We start from the raw sequence: 17261 nt of genomic DNA, 5'->3' as shown, positions 1-17261 counted from the left end.
CCGGAGGCCGGAGCACCGTGCAACCGAACACCCCGCAGGGAGGCAGCGCCGCCCTGATGCGTCCCCGCGCCCCCCGCCCCGTCGCCCTGTCCACGGCCCTGGCCGCCATCGGGCCGCTGGCCGGATCGGCCTGGTCCACCGGGTCCGCCGACCTGCCCGTGGTCACCGGCCTCACCCTCGACTCGCGATCGGTGCTCCCGGGCGACGTCTACGCCGCCGTTCCCGGGGCCGCACGCCACGGCGCCGATTTCGCCGGCCAGGCCGTGCGGGCGGGAGCCGTTGCCGTCCTGACGGACGAGGCAGGCGCCGGAATCGTGGCCCGCGCCGCGGCGGCGGCCGGTGTCGACACGCCTCCCGTCGTCGTCGTCCCGGATCCGCGGCGGGCCGCCGGTCCGCTCGCCGGCGTGATCTTCGACAGCCGGCCGGACGTCCCCGGTGCGGCGCCCACCCTCTTCGGGATCACGGGGACCAACGGCAAGACGACGTCGACCTACTTCCTCAACGCGCTCCTCGGCGCGCTCGGCCGGACCACGGGCCTCATCGGCACCATCGAGATCCGCGCCGGCGGGGAGGCCATCCCGAGCGCGCTCACCACGCCCGAGTCGCCGCAGGTCCATTCGCTGCTCGCCCTCATGCGGGAGCGGGGACTCGACGCGGCGTCCATGGAGGTGTCCTCCCACGCCCTCGAGTTCGGGCGGGTCGACGGCGTCCGGTTCGACGTCGCCGGGTTCACCAACCTCACGCAGGACCACCTCGACCTCCACGGGACCATGGAGGACTACTTCGCGGTCAAGGCGACCCTGTTCACCCCCGAACGCTGCCGCCGCGCCGTGGTGCTGGTCGACGACGACTGGGGGCGCCGCCTCGCGGCGACGGCGGGCGTACCCGTCGTGTCGCTGCGGACCGCGCAGGGCGCCGGTGCCGGCCCGGCAGCGGACTGGACCGTCACCGCCGTCCGGCCCAGCGGCCTGGGACACTCCTTCGACCTCGAGGGTCGCGCGGGGGAGCGGCTGCGGGTCCGCACGGGCCTGCCCGGCACGTTCAACGTCTCCAACGCGGCGCTGGCCGCGGTCATGGTCCTCGCCTCGGGGGTCGCCGTCGACGACGTGCAGCGCGCCCTCGACGACCACGATCCGTTCACCACCGAGGTGCCGGGACGCATGCAGCTCGTCGGCGAGGAACCCGCGGCGATCGTCGACTTCGCGCACAACCCCGACGCCCTCGAACGGACTCTGGCCTCGGTCCGGCGGCCCGGCGGCCGGGTGATCTCCGTGTTCGGTGCGACCGGGCAGCGTGACGAATCCAAGCGCCCCGTCATGGGCGCCGTGGGGGCACGCCTGTCCGACATCCTCATCGTCACCGACGACGACCCCCACGACGAGGACGAGGCAGTCATCCGCCGCGCCGTCCGCGCGGGCGCCGACGCCGCGGTCCGCGCTGAGGGGCTCGCGTGCCAGGTGCTCGAGGTCTTCCCGCGCGCGGACGCCATCGAGCGCGCCGTGGCCCTCGCCCGTCCCGCCGACACCGTCATCGTCGCCGGCCGCGGCCACGAGGTGTGGCAGGAGGTCAAGGGCGTCAACCTGTCCCTCGACGATCGGGAGGAACTCCGCTCCGCGTTGACAAGGCACGGATTCTCTGGGTTTTCCCGCCCCGGGATAGAGTCCTGAACCGTCATGATTGAATTCAGCGCAGCCGAGATCGCGGCACTCACGGGTGGACGGCTGGTCGGGACCGATCCCGCCGGGCCCGCCATCACCGTCACCTCCGCAGCCACCGACTCCCGCGAGTGCGGGGCCGGGTCCCTGTTCGTCGCCAAGCCCGGCGAGGAGTCCGACGGACACCTCCACATCGGGTCGGCCTTCGCCGGCGGCGCCGTCCTGGCCCTGGCCGAACGGGAGGTCGCCGGACCGGACGGCGCCCCCTACCCCGCAGTCGTGGTCCCCGACGCCGTCCTCGCGATGGGTGAGCTCGCCGCGGAGATCGTCCGCAGGCTGCGCGCCGCCGGGGACGTCACCGTCATCGGCATCACCGGCTCCGCCGGGAAGACCACCACGAAGGACCTCCTCGCGGGCATCCTCGCGGCGGCGGGCCCCACGGTCGCGCCCCGGGGCTCCTACAACGGCGAGGTCGGCGTGCCGCTGACCGTCTTCCAGGCCTCCTGGGACACGCGCTACCTCGTGATCGAGATGGGCGCCACCAAGCCGGGGCACATCGCCTACCTGGCCTCCCTGGTCCGGCCGGACGTGGGCGTCGTCCTCGGCGTGGGGTCCGCCCACGCCGGCGAGTTCGGCGGCGTCGAGAACATCGCCCGCGCGAAGGGTGAGCTCTTCGAGGCCCTCGCCGCGACGGGCACGGCCGTCATCAACGCCGACGACGAGCGCGTCCTCGCCATGCAGTCCCGGACCACGGCACGGACCGTGTTCTTCACGTCCTCCTCGGACTTCGCGGCGGAGGGCCGCGTGGTGCGGGCGAGGAACAGCACGACGACGCCCGAGGGCCACCCCTCGTTCACGCTCGTCCTCCCCGACGGCAGCGAGCACGAGGTCGTCTCCCCGCTGCTCGGGCTGCACCACACCACCAACCTGCTGGCTGCGGCGAGCGTCGCCCACGAGGTCGGCGTCCCACCGGAGAGCATCGCGGATCGCCTCCGCAGCCAGGCCGCCGCGAGCCGCTGGCGCATGGAACGCACCGAGCGCGCCGACGGGGTCACCGTCATCAACGACGCCTACAACGCGAACCCCGAATCGATGCGCGCGGCCCTGCGGACCCTCGCCGAACTCGGCCGGGGACACCGGCGCACCTGGGCCGTGCTGGGGGAGATGCTCGAACTGGGCGACAGCACGATCGAGGAGCACGACCTCCTCGGGCGCGTGGTCGTCCGGCTCAACATCTCGAAACTGGTGTGCGTGGGGCCGAACACCCGCGCGCTGTTCAACGGCGCCGTGCTCGAGGGCTCCTGGGGCAGCGAAGCCGCGCACGTCGACGACGTGGAGGCCGCGGAGCGGCTGCTCGCCGCGGAACTCGAGCCCGGGGACATCGTCCTGTTCAAGTCCTCCAACGGAGCCGGCCTCCGGTTCCTCGGGGACCGGATCGCCCGGCGGACCGGCCAGAACGCCCGCCCGATCGTCGACGCGAACCACTCCGCACCAGACTTCGAAGCGGCCAGCGGCCCTGACGCTTCCGGAAAGGCCCCCCAGCCGTGATCGCCATCCTCATAGGCTCGGCCTCCGCCCTGATCTTCGCCTTCGTCGGGACGCCCCTGTTCATCAGGCTCCTCGTGAAGAGGAGCTACGGGCAGTTCATCCGCGACGACGGACCGACCGCGCACCACACGAAGCGCGGGACGCCGACCATGGGCGGAGCGGTCATCGTCGGATCCGTGCTGCTGGCCTACTTCCTCACCCACCTGGCGATGATGGCCGCCGGGGCCCCCTCCTCCGGCCCCAGCGCGTCGGGGCTGCTGCTGCTGTTCCTCGCCGCCGGCATGGGCCTCGTCGGCTTCGCGGACGACTACATCAAGATCTCCAAGCAGCGAAGCCTGGGCCTGTCCGCCCCGGCGAAGATCGCCGGCCAGACCGGCGTCGGCATCGCCTTCGGCGTGATGGCCCTGATGTTCCCCAACGAGGAGGGACGCACCCCCGCCTCCACCGCGATCTCCTTCATCCGCGACACCCCCCTCGACCTGGCCTTCGCCGGGACGGTGCTCGGGGCGATCCTCTTCGTCATCTGGTCCAACCTCATCATCACCGGAGCCAGCAACGGCGTGAACCTCGCCGACGGGCTGGACGGGCTCGCCGCCGGAGCCGCGGTCCTCGTCTTCGGCGCCTACATGCTCATCGGGATCTGGCAGAGCAACCAGAGCTGCGGTGCGCCCGGCGCGGGCAGTGTCTGCTACGAGGTGCGTGACCCCCTGGACCTCGCCCTCATCGCGGGGGCGATGTGCGGCGCGCTCGTCGGGTTCCTGTGGTGGAACACCTCGCCCGCCCGGATCTTCATGGGTGACACCGGATCCCTGGCGATCGGCGGGGCGATCGCCGGCTTCGCGATCCTGTCCCGCACCGAGCTGCTCCTGGTGATCCTCGCCGGCCTGTTCGTCATGATCACGCTGTCCGTCATCATCCAGGTCGGCTACTTCAAGCTCTCGGGCGGCAAGCGCGTCTTCAAGATGGCGCCGCTCCAGCACCACTTCGAACTGAAGGGATGGCAGGAGGTCACCGTGGTGGTCAGGTTCTGGATCCTCGCGGGGCTCTTCGTGGCCGCCGCCCTCGGCATCTTCTACGCGGAATGGGTCGTGGGATGAGCGGATCGGAGGGGGCGGCGCCCCCCAACACCTGGGAGACCCCCCGGCTCCGGGGCCTCACCTCGTGGGACGCCGACTGGGCCGGCCTTCGGGTCGTCGTCGCCGGACTCGGGGCCTCCGGCTTCTCCGCGGCGGACACGCTCATCGAGCTCGGCGCCGTCGTCGTCGTCGTCGATGCCGGCGCGACCCCCGGGAACGAGGCGAAGGCCGACACCCTGCGGATCGTGGGCGCCCGCGACGTCCTGCTCGGGGCAGGCTCCGCCGACGCCGTGCCGCTCGTCGACGGCGAGCAGCCCGACCTCGTCGTCACCTCGCCCGGCTGGCGCCCCACCCAGCCGCTGCTCGCCGAGGCCGCCGCCGCCGGGATCCCCATCTGGGGCGACGTCGAACTCGCCTGGCGCGTGAGGATCCGCGAGGGCCGCCCAACCGCCGAATGGCTCACCATCACGGGGACCAACGGGAAGACGACGACGGTCGGCCTGACCGAGTCCATGCTCATCGCGGCCGGCAAACGCGCCGTGGCCGCAGGCAACGTGGGCACCCCGATCCTCGACGTGATCCGCGACCCGCAGGGCTACGACGTCCTCGCCGTCGAACTCTCCAGCTTCCAGCTGCACTGGGTCCACTCCCTCGAACCGCTGGCGAGCGTGTGCCTCAACATCGCGGAGGACCACGTCGACTGGCACGGCAGCTACGCCGCCTACCGCGCGGCGAAGGCGTCGGTGTACGAGCGCACGAGGATCGCCTGCATCTACAACGTGGAGCAGCGCGAGACCGAGGCCATGGTGGAGGAGGCGGAGGTCCTGGAGGGCTGCCGCGCCGTGGGCTTCACGACAGGCACGCCGTCGATCAGCATGATGGGCGTCGTCGAGGACCTCCTGGTCGACCGCGCCTTCATCGAGCAACGCAAGGACTCGGCTGCCGAGCTGGCGTCCATCAGCGAGCTCGGCGAGGTGGTGCCGCGCCACCTCGTCGCCAACGCGCTGGCCGCCGCCGCGCTCGTCCGCGCCGCCGGCGTCCCGGCCGCCGCGGTGCGCGACGGCATCCGCGCCTTCCAGCCGGGCGACCACCGCATCCAGGTGATCGCCCACGAGGACGGCGTGCTCTGGATCAACGACTCCAAGGCCACCAATCCGCACGCCGCGTCGGCGTCGCTGTCCTCCTTCCAGTCCGTCGTATGGATCGCGGGCGGCCTGTCCAAGGGGGTCTCCTACGAGGACCTCGTACGGGAGCACGCCGGGCGGCTGCGCGGCGTCGTCCTGCTCGGCGCGGACCCCGCGCCCCTCCAGGGGGCGCTCTCCCGACACGCACCCGATGTTCCGGTCTCCCTCCACCCGAGCCTTCACACTGGACAGGGGCACGACGCCGGCGGGTCATCCGACCCGGTCACCGGGGACACCCTGATGCAGTGGGCCGTCGCGGAGGCAGCGCGCCTCGCCCAGGACGGCGACACGGTGCTGATGGCACCGGCCGCTGCGTCGATGGACCAGTTCTCCTCCTACGCGCACCGGGGGGCGGCCTTCATGGCCGCCGTCCACGCCCGCGGCGGACAGGGGACAACCCCGAAGGAGTCGTAATGACCACGCCTACCCGTCCGGGAGGACGCAAGCCCTCCGTCCGGTCCGCCAGGACCACGGAGACGGGGCGAGCGACCCTTCCCGGGGGAGCGCCCTCCTCGCCTCCGACGACCCGCCCTCCGGGGACGGGGCGGACGGTCCGGGGCGGTGCCACGACGGCGCGCCCGAGCGCTCCCGCCGTCGAGACCGCCCGCGCACCGGCGAAGGGCCTGCGGGCCGGGGTGCGGCGCGGCTGGGAATTCCTGGAAGGCACCGACCGGTCGCCGTCCGGGTCCAGCTACTACCTGATCCTGGGTGCCGCGATGGCCCTCACCGCGATCGGACTCATGATGGTGCTCTCGGCGTCCTCCGTCGAGGCGATCTCCGAGGGCAAGGACACCTTCGACCTCTTCCTCAAGCAGGCCGTCTGGGCCGGCGCCGGCATCGCCCTGATGCTGGTGCTGTCCCGGCTGGGACCCCGGGCGTACAAGGCCCTGGCCTGGCCGAGCCTCGGGATCGCGATCGTGCTGCTCGTCCTCGTGCTGGTCATCGGCGTCGAGATCAACGGCAACCGGAACTGGATCCGCATCGGCTCGCAGACGCTCCAGCCGTCCGAACCGGCCAAGCTCGCGCTGGCCCTCTGGTTCGCCGTCGTACTCGAACGCAAGAAGGCGCTGATCCGGGACTGGAAGCACGCCCTGATCCCCGCGCTGCCCCTGGGCGGCCTGCCCATCGGCCTCGTCCTGATCGGCGGGGATCTCGGGACGGGACTCGTGCTCATGATGATCGCGGCCGCCGCGCTCTTCTTCGCCGGTGCGCCGATGAAGATGTTCACGCTCGTGGGCCTCGTGGCCGTCGTCGGCTCCCTCCTCATGGTGGTGACCAGCTCCAACCGTGGCGGGCGCATCGCCGCGTGGCTCCGGCTGAACTGCGACGACGGCACGGACCTGTGCATGCAGTCCGACAACGGGCTGTTCGCCATGGCCTCCGGCCGCTGGTTCGGGGTCGGGATCGGCCAGAGCCGGCAGAAGTGGAACTGGATCCCCGAAGCCCACAACGACTTCATCTTCGCCATCATCGGCGAGGAGTTCGGACTCATCGGCACCTCCGTCGTCGTGCTCCTGTTCGGCATCCTCGCCGTGGCGACCATCCGGGTGGCCATGCGCTACACGGACCCCTTCGTGCGGATCCTCATGGGGTCCATCCTCGTCTGGCTCATCGGCCAGGCCTTCGTCAACATCGGCATGGTGACGGGCCTGCTGCCCGTCATCGGCGTGCCGCTGCCGTTCATCTCCTACGGCGGGTCCGCGCTGACCTTCACGCTCGGCGCCGTGGGCGTCCTGCTCTCCTTCGCCCGGAAGACCCCGCACTCCGCCGCCGTGGCGCCGGACCGCTCCGCCCCCTGACCTCCGGAAGAGACCCGTACCTCCATGACTTCCCCCACTGACGACCGGGCGGTGTCCGTCGTCCTCGCCGGCGGCGGCACCGCCGGTCACATCAGCCCGCTGCTCGCCATCGCGGGTGCGATCATCGACGAACGGCCGGGCACGCGCATCACGGCGGTCGGCACCGAGACCGGCATGGAGACGCGCCTCGTCCCCGCGGCCGGGTTCGACCTCCGGACCATCGACCGGGTGCCCCTGCCGCGCCGACCCTCGTCGGACTTCCTCAAGCTCCCCGTGCGGCTCGTCCGGGCCGTCCGCCAGGCGCGGGCGATCGTCGCGGACACCCGCGCCGACGTCGTCGTCGGTGTGGGCGGGTACGTCTCCACCCCCGTGTACCTCGCCGCCTGGACCCTGCGTGTCCCCGTCGTGATCCACGAGGCGAACGCACGCCCCGGGATCGCCAACCGGGTCGGCGCGCGGATCGCGGCGCGCGTCGCCGTCGCCTTCGACGGCACCGGACTCACCGACGCGGTCCTCGTGGGCATGCCCATGCGCCGCAGCATCGCCGACCTCGACCGTGCCACCGGGTGCGCCGACGCCCGCACCTCCCTCGGACTCGAGCCGGACCGGCCCACACTCATCGTCACCGGCGGCTCCTCGGGCGCGGCCAGCCTGAACCGCGCCGTTGCCGGCGCCGTGCCCTCACTCACCGCGGCCGGCGTGCAGGTCCTCCACATCACCGGGCGCGGCAAGCAGGTTCTCGGGGACGACGGCACACCGCTGGCCGTGCCCGGGTACCACCAGGTCGAGTTCGTCGACGGGATGGAGCGCGTGTACGCGGCGGCGGACCTCCTGGTCGCGCGCGCCGGCGCCGCCACCGTGAGCGAGGTCAGCGCGGTCGGACTGCCCGCCGTCCTCGTCCCTCTGCCCCACGGCAACGGCGAGCAGCGGCTGAACGCCGCCGGCCTCGTGGACTCCGGCGGGGCCGTCCTCGTCGTCGACGACGCCTTCACCGCCGGCTGGATCGAGGCGAACGTCCTCCCGCTGGTCACCGACGGCCCGCGGCTCGCCGTGATGTCGGCGGCGTCCTACGCGCAGGGCGTGCGCGACGCCGACCGGCGCATGGCGGAACTCGTCCTCGCCGTGGCGGAGGCCGGCCGATGAGCGCAGGCGACAGGACCACGACAGCCGCGGACGGCACGACGGAAGGCACCGGCATCACCACGAGCAGCACGGGAACGCACCGGGCGGTCCTGCGGGAACCCGTCCACTTCATCGGCCTCGGGGGAGCCGGCATGTCCGCGGTCGCCCGCGTGCTCCTCGGCCGCGGCCTGCGCGTCTCCGGCTCCGACGCGGCGGAGTCCAGGGGCCTGCGGGCCCTCGCCCACCTCGGAGCGGACGTGCACGTGGGTCACGCCGCGGCGGCGGTCCCCGAGGACGGGACCGTCGTCGTCTCCTCGGCGATCCGCGAGACCAACCCCGAGCTCGCCGAGGCACGACGCCGCGGCCTGCCCGTCCTCCACCGGTCGGAAGCACTCGCCGCGGCGATGGACGGGCTTACCGGCGTCGCCGTCGCCGGTACCCACGGCAAGACGACCACGACGGCGATGATCACCGTCCTGCTGCGGCATGCCGGGCTCGACCCGTCCTTCGCGATCGGGGGTGACGTCGCCGCACTCGGCGTCAACGCCGAGTGGACCGGCGGGGACATCTTCGTCGCCGAGGCCGACGAGTCCGACGGTTCCTTCCTGAACTACGCGCCCCGCATCAGTGTCGTGACGAACGCCGAAGCCGACCACCTGGACCACTACGGCACCGCGGACGCGGTGCACGCCGCGTTCCGGCGGTTCGCCGACCGGCTGCCCGAGGACGGACTGCTGGTCGCCTGTGCCGACGATCCCGGGGCTGCCGCGCTGGCCGCAGCCATCCCCGCGACGCGCCGCGTCCGGACGTACGGCTACGCGGCCACGGCGGACCTCCGCATCAGCGACACGCGGGCGGTCGGGAGCACCACGACCAGCATCCTGGCCTTCGCCGTCGACGGCCTCGAGGCCGAGCAGGAACTGCGGCTCGGCGTGCCCGGGCGCCACAACATCCTGAACGCCGCGGCGGCGTTCACGGTGGCCCTCGAACTCGGGGTGGACCCCGCCGTCGCCGCGGCGGGCCTCGCCCTGTTCTCCGGTGCCGCGCGCCGGTTCGAGGCGCGGGGCGAGGCCGACGGCGTGCGGGTCTTCGACGACTACGCGCACCACCCGACCGAGGTGCATGCAGCGCTCACCGCCGCGCGGACCGTGGCGGGGGACCACCGCGTGCACGCCCTGTTCCAGCCGCACCTCTTCTCCCGCACGCGCGAGTTCGCCGCCGGGTTCGCCGACGCGCTCTCCCTCGCCGACACCGCCGTCGTCCTGCCGGTCTACGCTGCGCGCGAGGACCCGGTCGACGACGTCGGCGGCTGGACGATCACCGCCCTCATGCCCGGCCCCGGTGCGGCCTACGTCGAGGACCCCGAGGAGGCCCTGCGGGCCGTCACCGGCAGTGCCGCCGCCGGGGACGTCGTCCTCACGATCGGCGCGGGCGACGTCACCCAGTACGGCGCCCGGCTCGTCGGGCTGCTGACGGAGCGAGCCGCCGGTGCGGACGCAGGAGCGGCCGGATGACACCGAGGAAGCCCCCCGTCACCCGGGCCGCAGGAGCGAAGGCCCCTGCCGGCCGCGGAGCCGGCTCCGGCAGCAGTGCGGGCTCCGGCGGCAGCCGCACCGCGGGCTCCACCACGGCGACGCTTACCGGGCGCCCCGAGCGCGCGGCCGGTTCCGCGACGGTCCTCGACTTCCCGACGCCCCCGCGCTCGCGCCGGCTGAGGAACACCGTCATCGCCCTCGTCGCCGTGACGCTCGTCCTCGGTGGCCTCGTGGCGTACGTCATCTTCTCGCCGGCCCTCGCCCTGCGCACGGTCTCCGTGCAGGGCAACACGCTGGTCACGACGGCGGAAATCGAGGCAGCCCTCGAACCCCTGACCGGGACGCCGCTGACCCGGATCTCCCGCGAGCAGGTCGCGGACCTGCTCGCGGACCAGGCGCCCATCGAGGACGTCGGGATCGCGGCCGAACCGCCGTCGACCCTCGTCGTCACCGTCAAGGAGCGCGTGCCGGTCGCCGTCCTCCAGACGGACCGCGAGTTCGTGCTCATCGACTCGCAGGGCCGGCAGCTCAAGCGGGTCGGGCAGCGCGGCGACGCCAAGCTGCCGCTGATCGACGGCGGAGCCAACGCGGTCAACTCGGAGGTCTTCTCCTCGATCACCGCCGTCCTCACCGAACTCCCGGTCGGCATCCTGTCGCGGCTGAACAGCGCGTCCGCGTCGAGCGTCGATTCCATCCAGCTCTCCCTGTCGGGGAAGCAGAGGATCTTCTGGGGCAGCGCCGAGCGCAGCGCCGAGAAGGCGAAGGTCCTCGAGGCGATGCTGTCGCTCCCGCCGACGGACCCGCCGGTGAAGGAGTTCGACGTCAGCACGCCGGACCGTCCGGTCACGCGATGACCCGCGAGGCCGCCGACACGGCGGATCGGGCGCGACACGCCGACACGCGGCGCCCGGTCTTTGCAACGCGCCGCGTATGCACCTAGCGTCGAACATAGAAGTTACTTGACATAACGTTAACCCTCAACCTGAACGTTAACGTTATCTCGGGTGAAGGTCGACGCCGGAGCACCGGCGGACCCCCGTACAGCACACAGATTCGAACAAGGGACACAGGACGTGGCAGCACCTCAGAATTACTTGGCCGTCATCAAGGTCGTCGGCATCGGCGGCGGTGGCGTCAACGCCGTCAACCGGATGATCGAGGTGGGGCTCCGTGGCGTGGAGTTCATTGCCATCAACACCGATGCCCAGGCCCTGCTCATGAGCGACGCCGACGTCAAGCTCGACGTCGGCCGTGAACTCACGCGCGGCCTCGGCGCCGGAGCGGACCCCGAGGTCGGCCGGCGTGCCGCAGAGGACCACTCCGAGGAGATCGAGGAGGTCCTGCGCGGGGCCGACATGGTCTTCGTCACCGCGGGTGAGGGTGGCGGAACCGGTACCGGCGGAGCGCCCGTCGTCGCCCGCATAGCGCGGTCCCTGGGCGCGCTCACCATCGGCGTGGTCACGCGTCCGTTCACGTTCGAGGGACGCCGCCGGTCGAACCAGGCGGAGAGCGGCATCGACACGCTCCGTGAGGAGGTCGACACGCTCATCGTGATCCCGAACGACCGCCTGCTGTCCATCAGCGACCGCAACGTCTCCATGCTCGACGCGTTCCGCTCCGCGGACCAGGTCCTGCTCTCCGGTGTCCAGGGCATCACCGACCTCATCACCACCCCGGGCCTGATCAACCTCGACTTCGCCGACGTGAAGTCCGTCATGCAGGGCGCCGGTTCGGCGCTCATGGGCATCGGCTCCGCCCGCGGTGAGGACCGCGCCGTCAAGGCTGCCGAGCTCGCCATCGCGTCGCCCCTGCTCGAAGCATCCATCGACGGCGCCCACGGCGTCCTGCTGTCCATCCAGGGTGGCTCGGATCTCGGCCTGTTCGAGATCAACGAGGCCGCACGCCTCGTCCAGGAGGTCGCGCACCCCGAGGCGAACATCATCTTCGGTGCCGTCATCGACGACGCCCTCGGCGACGAGGCACGCGTCACGGTGATCGCGGCCGGCTTCGACCAGGTCGACGCCACGTCCCAGCCCGTCGCCGCAGCGGCCCCCGCGGCACGGCCCGCCGTCGCACCGAGCGTGGGCGGCGACCAGCGCCGCATGGCCGGCGCAGCGACCGCGGGCCTCGGCGCCTGGTCGCAGCAGCGCGCCCAGAACGTGCAGGCCGTCCCGGCCGACTCGGGCTTCGACGTCGACCTCCCGGCGATCGTGGAGCCCGACCTGTCGTCCGGCCGCTCCGACGACCTCGACGTCCCCGACTTCCTCAAGTAGTCGGTGGACACGGCCGGCGCGCCCGGGCAGACCTCTCCGTTCCACTGGAACGAGGAGGTCCGCCCGGGGCTCAGGGTCGCCTTCAGCTCAGCCGGTGCGGGAAACCTCGCCCTCCACGTCGGCGGTGACCCCGAGGACGTCCGCGGCAACCGCCGTCGGCTCGAGTCCGCGATGGGCGTGCCCCACGGCTCCCTGCGCTTCATGCACCAGACCCACTCGGACCGCGTGGCCGTCCTCGGACGGGCCGCGCAGGACGCCCCCGACGCCGACGGCATGGTCTCACCGGACGGGACCGATCCCCTCGCCGTCCTCGTTGCCGACTGCGTACCGATCGTCCTCGCGGACGCGTCGGTCGCCGAGGGCGGCACGGGAGCCACGGCCGTGGTGCACGCCGGCCGGGCCGGCGTAGGCAACGGGATCGTCGGGCACGCGGTGGCGACGCTCCGCGGATACGGCGCCCAGGACCTCGTGGCCTGGATCGGCCCGGCCGTCTGCGGCTCCTGCTACGAGGTCCCCGACGCCATGATGCGCGTGATGGCGCAGGTCCTGCCGGAGGCCGCCTCCCGGACGCGGCAGGGGACCCCTGCCCTCGACCTGCCGGCCGCCGTCCGCGTGCAGCTGGCACGCGCCGGGGTCGGGGTCGGGCACCTGGCCGGGGCGGGGGAGTCCTGCACCCTCGAGAACTCCGAGCTGTACTCGCACCGCCGGGAACCGGGTGCCGGGCGCATCGCAGGCCTCGTGTGGCGGACGTGAGGGCCGACGCGGCGCCCGACCAGGCGAGGTCCCGCGAGCTCGGGGAACGCCTGCAGGCCGTGCGGGCGCGCATCGCGTCCGCCGCGGCGTCCGCCGGACGGGCCGAACCGGAGCTGATCGTCGTCACCAAGTACTTCCCGGCCTCCGACGTGCGGATCCTCTCGGGGCTCGGGGTCACCGATGTGGGCGAGAACCGCGACCAGGAGGCCGCGGCGAAGGCCGCCGACCTCCAGGACCTTCCGCTGGCCTGGCATTTCGTCGGGCAGCTGCAGACCAACAAGGCCAGATCGGTGGTCCGCTACGCGCACAGCGTGCATTCCGTGGACCGCCTCCCGCTCATCACCGCCCTGGGGAAGGCCGTCGGGGGCGAGCAGGAGCGCCGGGCCGCGGCGGGGCTCGGAGCCCGGGACGCGCTGCGCTGCTTCCTCCAGTTCACCCTCGACCCCGCCGCCGATCCCGCCGGCACACCGGCGGGCAGGGGAGGGGCCCTTCCCTCCGACGCCGCCGACCTGGCGCGGGCCTGCGCGGCCACGGAGGGACTCCGGCTCGCCGGAGTGATGGCGGTCGCACCCCTCGGAGCCGACCCGGCGGAGGCCTTCGGCAGACTCCTGCGCATCTCGGCGGAGGTCCGCGCCGTCGACCCCGCCGCCACCGGTGTCTCAGCCGGGATGAGCGGGGATCTCGAGGAGGCCGTGGCCGCCGGGGCGACACACCTCCGGATCGGGTCTGATGTCCTCGGTCCGCGTCCGGCGGTGGGGTAGCGTCGACGTCAGAACGGCGGTACGACGGGCACCGGGTTGGTGGCCTGCGGCACGTCCCCGGACCCACCGATCCACCACACGACAGGAGTCACCATGGCTGGCGCACTGCGCAAGACGATGATCTACCTTGGGCTCGCCGATGGTGACGAGCACTACGAGCCCGAGGCGAAAAGCGCGCCCGGCAGGAACGAGGACTACACAGTGGATTACGATCGCGACGAGCGTCACCTCGAGCCGGCCCCGACCGCGGTCCGGGTCGCCCCCGCCGAGGAATACCGCGCCCCGGTCACGCCGATCAAGCGCGCACCGTCCTCCCGTGAGGACTCCGGCGCCCTGCGCCAGATCACCACGATCCACCCCCGCTCCTACAACGACGCGAAGCTCATCGGTGAGAGCTTCCGCGACGGTATCCCCGTGATCATGAACGTCACCGACATGGGTGAGTCCGATGCCAAGCGCCTCGTCGACTTCTCGGCCGGTCTCGTCTTCGGCCTGCACGGCAGTATCGAGCGGGTCACCAATAAGGTGTTCCTGCTCTCGCCGTCGTATATTGAAGTACTCGGCGAGGACCTGAAGACCAGCGAAGGACAAACCAGCTTCTTCAACCAGAGCTGAGCTGCGGCCCTCCGGTCGCGCAAGACACTCCAAGGCCCGAAGGACTGAAACTGCTCTGTGAGTCTGGTATTCGCCCTGATCTACCTGGTACTGATGCTGTTCCAGCTCACCCTGATCCTGCGCATCGTGTACGACGCCGTCCAGGGATTCGCGCGGGACTGGCGTCCCCAGAAGTCGGCACTGGTGCTCGCTTCGGGCGTGTACTCCGTGACGGACCCCCCCATCAAGACCCTGCGCCGGCTCATCCCGCCCCTCCGGCTGGGCGGGGTGCAGCTCGATCTCGCCTTCCTCGTGCTGTTCATCGTGGTGCTGATCCTGATGTCCGTGGCGGCGGGCCTCGCAGGCTGACCCCCGGCTCCGTTTCCCCCTGAAGCCAGGGAAGATATACGCTGACTCACAGTTCGACGTGAGCCCAGCGGCTCGTGTCCACAATCCGGTATCGCAGCCATGACCGCCAGTCGGCGGCCGGGCTTCTATCAGTACGAGGTGACTACATGGCCCTGACGCCAGAAGACGTTGTCAACAAGAGGTTCCAGCCGACGAAGTTCCGCGAAGGCTACGACCAGGACGAGGTCGACGACTTCCTCGACGAGATCGTCGTCGAACTCCGCCGCCTGAACTCCGAGAACGAGGAGCTGCGCCGCAGGCTCGGCGACGGTGCCCCCGACGCCTCCCAGACCACGGCGATCCCCGCGCCCGTCTCCGCGAGCACGCGCACCGAGTCCGCGCCGGACGCGAAGGGTGCTCCCGCAGCCGCCCAGGCCGACGACGAGACCAGCCCCGCCGCGGTTCCCGCTGCCTCGGCTGCCACCCCCGCAGCCTCCGTCACCTCCGCCGAGTCCGCCGCCAGCGTCATCGCGATGGCGCAGCGCCTCCACGACGAGTACGTCAACGCGGGCGTCGAACAGCGTGACAAGATCATCGCCGAAGCGCAGCTCGAGGCGACCGGCCTCGTCGACGACGCCCAGGAGAAGAGCCGGAAGACCCTCGGGGACCTCGAGCAGCAGAAGTCGGTCCTCGAGCGCAAGGTCGAGCAGCTCCGCGGCTTCGAGCGCGACTACCGCGCACGCCTCAAGGCCTACATCGAGGGCCAGCTCCGCGACCTCGACGCCCGCGACTCCCTCGCGACCGAGTCGGCCTCCTAGCAGGACGTCCTGGCCCGACCCGCGTCGGGGCAGCAGTGGAAGGGCCGGTTGCCGGGGGCGGAACCCCGGGAACCGGCCCTTCCGGCGTCAGAGCCACCGGGAGCGCCCCCGCCCCGCCGTCACGGCCCGCAGGACGCGTGACGACAGACCCCGCAGCCCCGAGATCCTGGATGGACCGTGAACGAGCACCAGCCCACCATGCCCGAACCCGACGGGGACCCGTCGGCTGCAGCCGGCACGCCCGCACCGCGAGGATCGGGTCGCGTGCGTCGCATCCCTGCGCGCTACGCGCTCCTGATGCTCGGCTGCGCCCTGGTCGCCTACGTGGCCGACCAGCTCACCAAGTGGTGGGTGGTGTCCACCATGACCGAGGGGCAGATCACGCCGGTCCTCCCGCCCCTGCTCAACTGGCGCTTCTTCCGCAACCCGGGGGCCGCGTTCTCCATCGGCACGGACTACACCTGGGTCTTCACGATCATCATGGTCATCGTGTCCACCGCCATCCTGCTGCAGGTCACGAAGGTCGCCTCCCGCGGGTGGTCCGTGGCGCTCGGACTCGTCCTCGGTGGTGCCCTCGGCAACCTGACCGACCGGCTCTTCCGGGAGCCCTCGTTCGGCCAGGGCCACGTGGTGGACTTCATCGCCCTCCCCAACTTCGCCATCTTCAACATCGCCGACTCGGCGGTCGTCAGCGGGGTCGCGCTCATCTGCATCCTGACCCTGCGCGGCATCGGCATGGACGGCAGCCGCGGCGACGACGAGCCCGTGGGCCCGCGCGACCGGACGACCGGCACGACGACGGACGGGGACGACCATGGCAGGTGAGCGCCGGGAGCTGATCATCCCCGAGACGGAAGCCGGGAACCGCGCGGACGCCGCCCTCGCCCGCCTGCTGGACGCCTCCCGCTCGTCCGTCGCCCAGTGGTGCGCCGACGGGCGCGTGCTGCGGGCCGGCTCGCCCCTGGCCAAGTCGGACCGCGTGCACGCCGGAGACCGCGTGGACATCGACCTGCCGGATCCCGAGGACAGGCACCGCGTCATCCCGGAGGCCGTCGACGGCATGGGCATCCTCCTCGACGACGATGACTTCGTCGTCGTCGACAAGCCCGTCGGCGTCGCCGCGCACCCGTCGCCGGGCTGGGTAGGACCGACCGTCGTGGGCGCCCTGGCGGCGGCCGGCTACCGCATCTCGACATCGGGAGCGCCGGAGCGCGTCGGGATCGTCCACCGGCTCGACGTCGGCACCTCGGGGGCCATGGTCGTCGCGAAGACCGAACCCGCCTACACGGCCCTGAAGCGCGCCTTCAAGGAGCGCACGGTCGACAAGGTCTACCACGCCGTCGTCCAGGGGCTCCCGGAACCGCTGAAGGGCACCATCGACGCGCCCATCGGACGCCACCCGCACCACGAATGGCGGTTCGCCGTGATGGAGGGCGGCCGCGACTCCGTGACGCACTACGAGGTGCTCGAGGCCTTCGGGCGGGCGAGCCTCGTGGAGGTGCACCTCGAGACCGGCAGGACGCACCAGATCCGCGTCCACTTCTCCGCGCTCCGCCACCCCTGCGCAGGGGACCTCACGTACGGCGCCGACCCGCGCCTGGCCGCGGAACTCGGCCTCACCCGGCAGTGGCTCCACGCCCACCGGCTCGGCTTCGCCCATCCGCGCACGCTCGAGCCCGTCACCGCGACGAGCCCCTACCCGGTGGACCTCGCGTACGCGCTCACGGCCCTGTCCGACGGCCTCGTGTGACACGCCGGGCGTGCCCCGGCGACATGCCGTCGGGGTCCGTCCGGG

General features: G+C 72.2%; 16 protein-coding genes. All 16 read left to right on the top strand.

Annotated elements, in window-relative coordinates:
• Positions 1 to 56: 56 nt before the first annotated feature.
• The 16 genes from ACX80P_RS03920 (at position 57) to ACX80P_RS03845 (ending at position 17216) form a co-directional block, all read left to right on the top strand.
• Positions 57 to 1667, top strand: coding sequence for a UDP-N-acetylmuramoyl-L-alanyl-D-glutamate--2,6-diaminopimelate ligase (locus tag ACX80P_RS03920; protein ID WP_459276795.1), 1611 nt, complete (start codon positions 57 to 59; stop codon positions 1665 to 1667).
• Between the two features lie 6 nt (positions 1668 to 1673).
• A complete protein-coding gene (locus tag ACX80P_RS03915; protein ID WP_459276714.1) occupies positions 1674 to 3203 on the top strand; it encodes a UDP-N-acetylmuramoyl-tripeptide--D-alanyl-D-alanine ligase in 1530 nt (509 codons plus the stop codon).
• Positions 3200 to 4300, top strand: a complete 1101-nt coding sequence (gene mraY / locus ACX80P_RS03910; protein ID WP_459276713.1) for a phospho-N-acetylmuramoyl-pentapeptide-transferase — start codon at positions 3200 to 3202, stop codon at positions 4298 to 4300. Before ACX80P_RS03915 ends, mraY begins: the two co-directional genes overlap by 4 nt.
• Positions 4297 to 5877, top strand: coding sequence for a UDP-N-acetylmuramoyl-L-alanine--D-glutamate ligase (gene murD, locus ACX80P_RS03905; RefSeq protein ID WP_459276712.1), 1581 nt, complete (start codon positions 4297 to 4299; stop codon positions 5875 to 5877). The genes mraY and murD overlap by 4 nt, the downstream gene beginning before the upstream one ends.
• The gene (gene ftsW / locus ACX80P_RS03900) at positions 5877 to 7262 is read left to right on the top strand and encodes a putative lipid II flippase FtsW (RefSeq protein WP_459276711.1); all 1386 of its coding nucleotides are present in this window, start codon (positions 5877 to 5879) and stop codon (positions 7260 to 7262) included. Before murD ends, ftsW begins: the two co-directional genes overlap by 1 nt.
• Positions 7263 to 7286: 24 nt before the next feature.
• Positions 7287 to 8405: an undecaprenyldiphospho-muramoylpentapeptide beta-N-acetylglucosaminyltransferase gene (murG, locus tag ACX80P_RS03895; RefSeq protein ID WP_459276710.1), complete on the top strand. Its 1119-nt coding sequence runs from the start codon at positions 7287 to 7289 to the stop codon at positions 8403 to 8405.
• A complete protein-coding gene (gene murC / locus ACX80P_RS03890) occupies positions 8402 to 9898 on the top strand; it encodes a UDP-N-acetylmuramate--L-alanine ligase (RefSeq protein WP_459276709.1) in 1497 nt (498 codons plus the stop codon). Before murG ends, murC begins: the two co-directional genes overlap by 4 nt.
• The gene (locus ACX80P_RS03885; RefSeq protein WP_459276708.1) at positions 9895 to 10773 is read left to right on the top strand and encodes a cell division protein FtsQ/DivIB; all 879 of its coding nucleotides are present in this window, start codon (positions 9895 to 9897) and stop codon (positions 10771 to 10773) included. Before murC ends, ACX80P_RS03885 begins: the two co-directional genes overlap by 4 nt.
• A 219-nt stretch (positions 10774 to 10992) precedes the next feature.
• Positions 10993 to 12192 carry a cell division protein FtsZ gene (gene ftsZ / locus ACX80P_RS03880; protein WP_459276707.1) on the top strand — a complete coding sequence of 400 codons (1200 nt, stop codon included), beginning with the start codon at positions 10993 to 10995 and terminating at the stop codon, positions 12190 to 12192.
• 3 nt (positions 12193 to 12195) lie between these two features.
• On the top strand, positions 12196 to 12945 hold the full coding sequence (locus ACX80P_RS03875) for a purine nucleoside phosphorylase YfiH/LACC1 family protein (RefSeq protein ID WP_459276706.1): 750 nt from the start codon (positions 12196 to 12198) through the stop codon (positions 12943 to 12945).
• Entirely contained in the window at positions 12933 to 13706 is a 774-nt protein-coding gene (locus tag ACX80P_RS03870; RefSeq protein ID WP_459276705.1) for a YggS family pyridoxal phosphate enzyme, read from the top strand. The genes ACX80P_RS03875 and ACX80P_RS03870 overlap by 13 nt, the downstream gene beginning before the upstream one ends.
• A 93-nt stretch (positions 13707 to 13799) precedes the next feature.
• Positions 13800 to 14321: a cell division protein SepF gene (locus ACX80P_RS03865; protein ID WP_459276704.1), complete on the top strand. Its 522-nt coding sequence runs from the start codon at positions 13800 to 13802 to the stop codon at positions 14319 to 14321.
• Positions 14322 to 14378: 57 nt separating this feature from the next.
• A complete protein-coding gene (locus tag ACX80P_RS03860) occupies positions 14379 to 14669 on the top strand; it encodes a YggT family protein (RefSeq protein WP_459276703.1) in 291 nt (96 codons plus the stop codon).
• 146 nt (positions 14670 to 14815) lie between these two features.
• A complete protein-coding gene (locus tag ACX80P_RS03855) occupies positions 14816 to 15466 on the top strand; it encodes a DivIVA domain-containing protein (RefSeq protein WP_459276702.1) in 651 nt (216 codons plus the stop codon).
• A 198-nt stretch (positions 15467 to 15664) separates the two neighbouring features.
• Positions 15665 to 16291, top strand: a complete 627-nt coding sequence (gene lspA, locus ACX80P_RS03850) for a signal peptidase II (RefSeq protein ID WP_459276794.1) — start codon at positions 15665 to 15667, stop codon at positions 16289 to 16291.
• Positions 16281 to 17216 (top strand): RluA family pseudouridine synthase, encoded by a 936-nt coding sequence (locus tag ACX80P_RS03845; RefSeq protein ID WP_459276701.1) that lies wholly within the window; start codon positions 16281 to 16283, stop codon positions 17214 to 17216. Before lspA ends, ACX80P_RS03845 begins: the two co-directional genes overlap by 11 nt.
• The last annotated feature ends 45 nt before the right edge of the window (positions 17217 to 17261 follow it).

It is taken from the genome of Arthrobacter arabinosi (assembly GCF_054511115.1).
The sequence above is the reverse complement of the archived record's forward strand: the minus strand, read 5'-3'. Positions and strand labels throughout refer to the sequence as shown.

What these genes read in the sequence shown, in the direction of transcription:
- ACX80P_RS03920 (WP_459276795.1), top strand. Translation starts at nt 57, where the DNA reads ATGCGTCCCCGCGCCCCCCGCCCCGTCGCCCTGTCCACGGCCCTGGCC.
- ACX80P_RS03915 (WP_459276714.1), top strand. Translation starts at nt 1,674, where the DNA reads ATGATTGAATTCAGCGCAGCCGAGATCGCGGCACTCACGGGTGGACGG.
- murD (WP_459276712.1), top strand. Translation starts at nt 4,297, where the DNA reads ATGAGCGGATCGGAGGGGGCGGCGCCCCCCAACACCTGGGAGACCCCC.
- ftsW (WP_459276711.1), top strand. Translation starts at nt 5,877, where the DNA reads ATGACCACGCCTACCCGTCCGGGAGGACGCAAGCCCTCCGTCCGGTCC.
- murG (WP_459276710.1), top strand. Translation starts at nt 7,287, where the DNA reads ATGACTTCCCCCACTGACGACCGGGCGGTGTCCGTCGTCCTCGCCGGC.
- murC (WP_459276709.1), top strand. Translation starts at nt 8,402, where the DNA reads ATGAGCGCAGGCGACAGGACCACGACAGCCGCGGACGGCACGACGGAA.
- ACX80P_RS03885 (WP_459276708.1), top strand. Translation starts at nt 9,895, where the DNA reads ATGACACCGAGGAAGCCCCCCGTCACCCGGGCCGCAGGAGCGAAGGCC.
- ACX80P_RS03865 (WP_459276704.1), top strand. Translation starts at nt 13,800, where the DNA reads ATGGCTGGCGCACTGCGCAAGACGATGATCTACCTTGGGCTCGCCGAT.
- ACX80P_RS03855 (WP_459276702.1), top strand. Translation starts at nt 14,816, where the DNA reads ATGGCCCTGACGCCAGAAGACGTTGTCAACAAGAGGTTCCAGCCGACG.
- lspA (WP_459276794.1), top strand. Translation starts at nt 15,665, where the DNA reads ATGCCCGAACCCGACGGGGACCCGTCGGCTGCAGCCGGCACGCCCGCA.
- ACX80P_RS03845 (WP_459276701.1), top strand. Translation starts at nt 16,281, where the DNA reads ATGGCAGGTGAGCGCCGGGAGCTGATCATCCCCGAGACGGAAGCCGGG.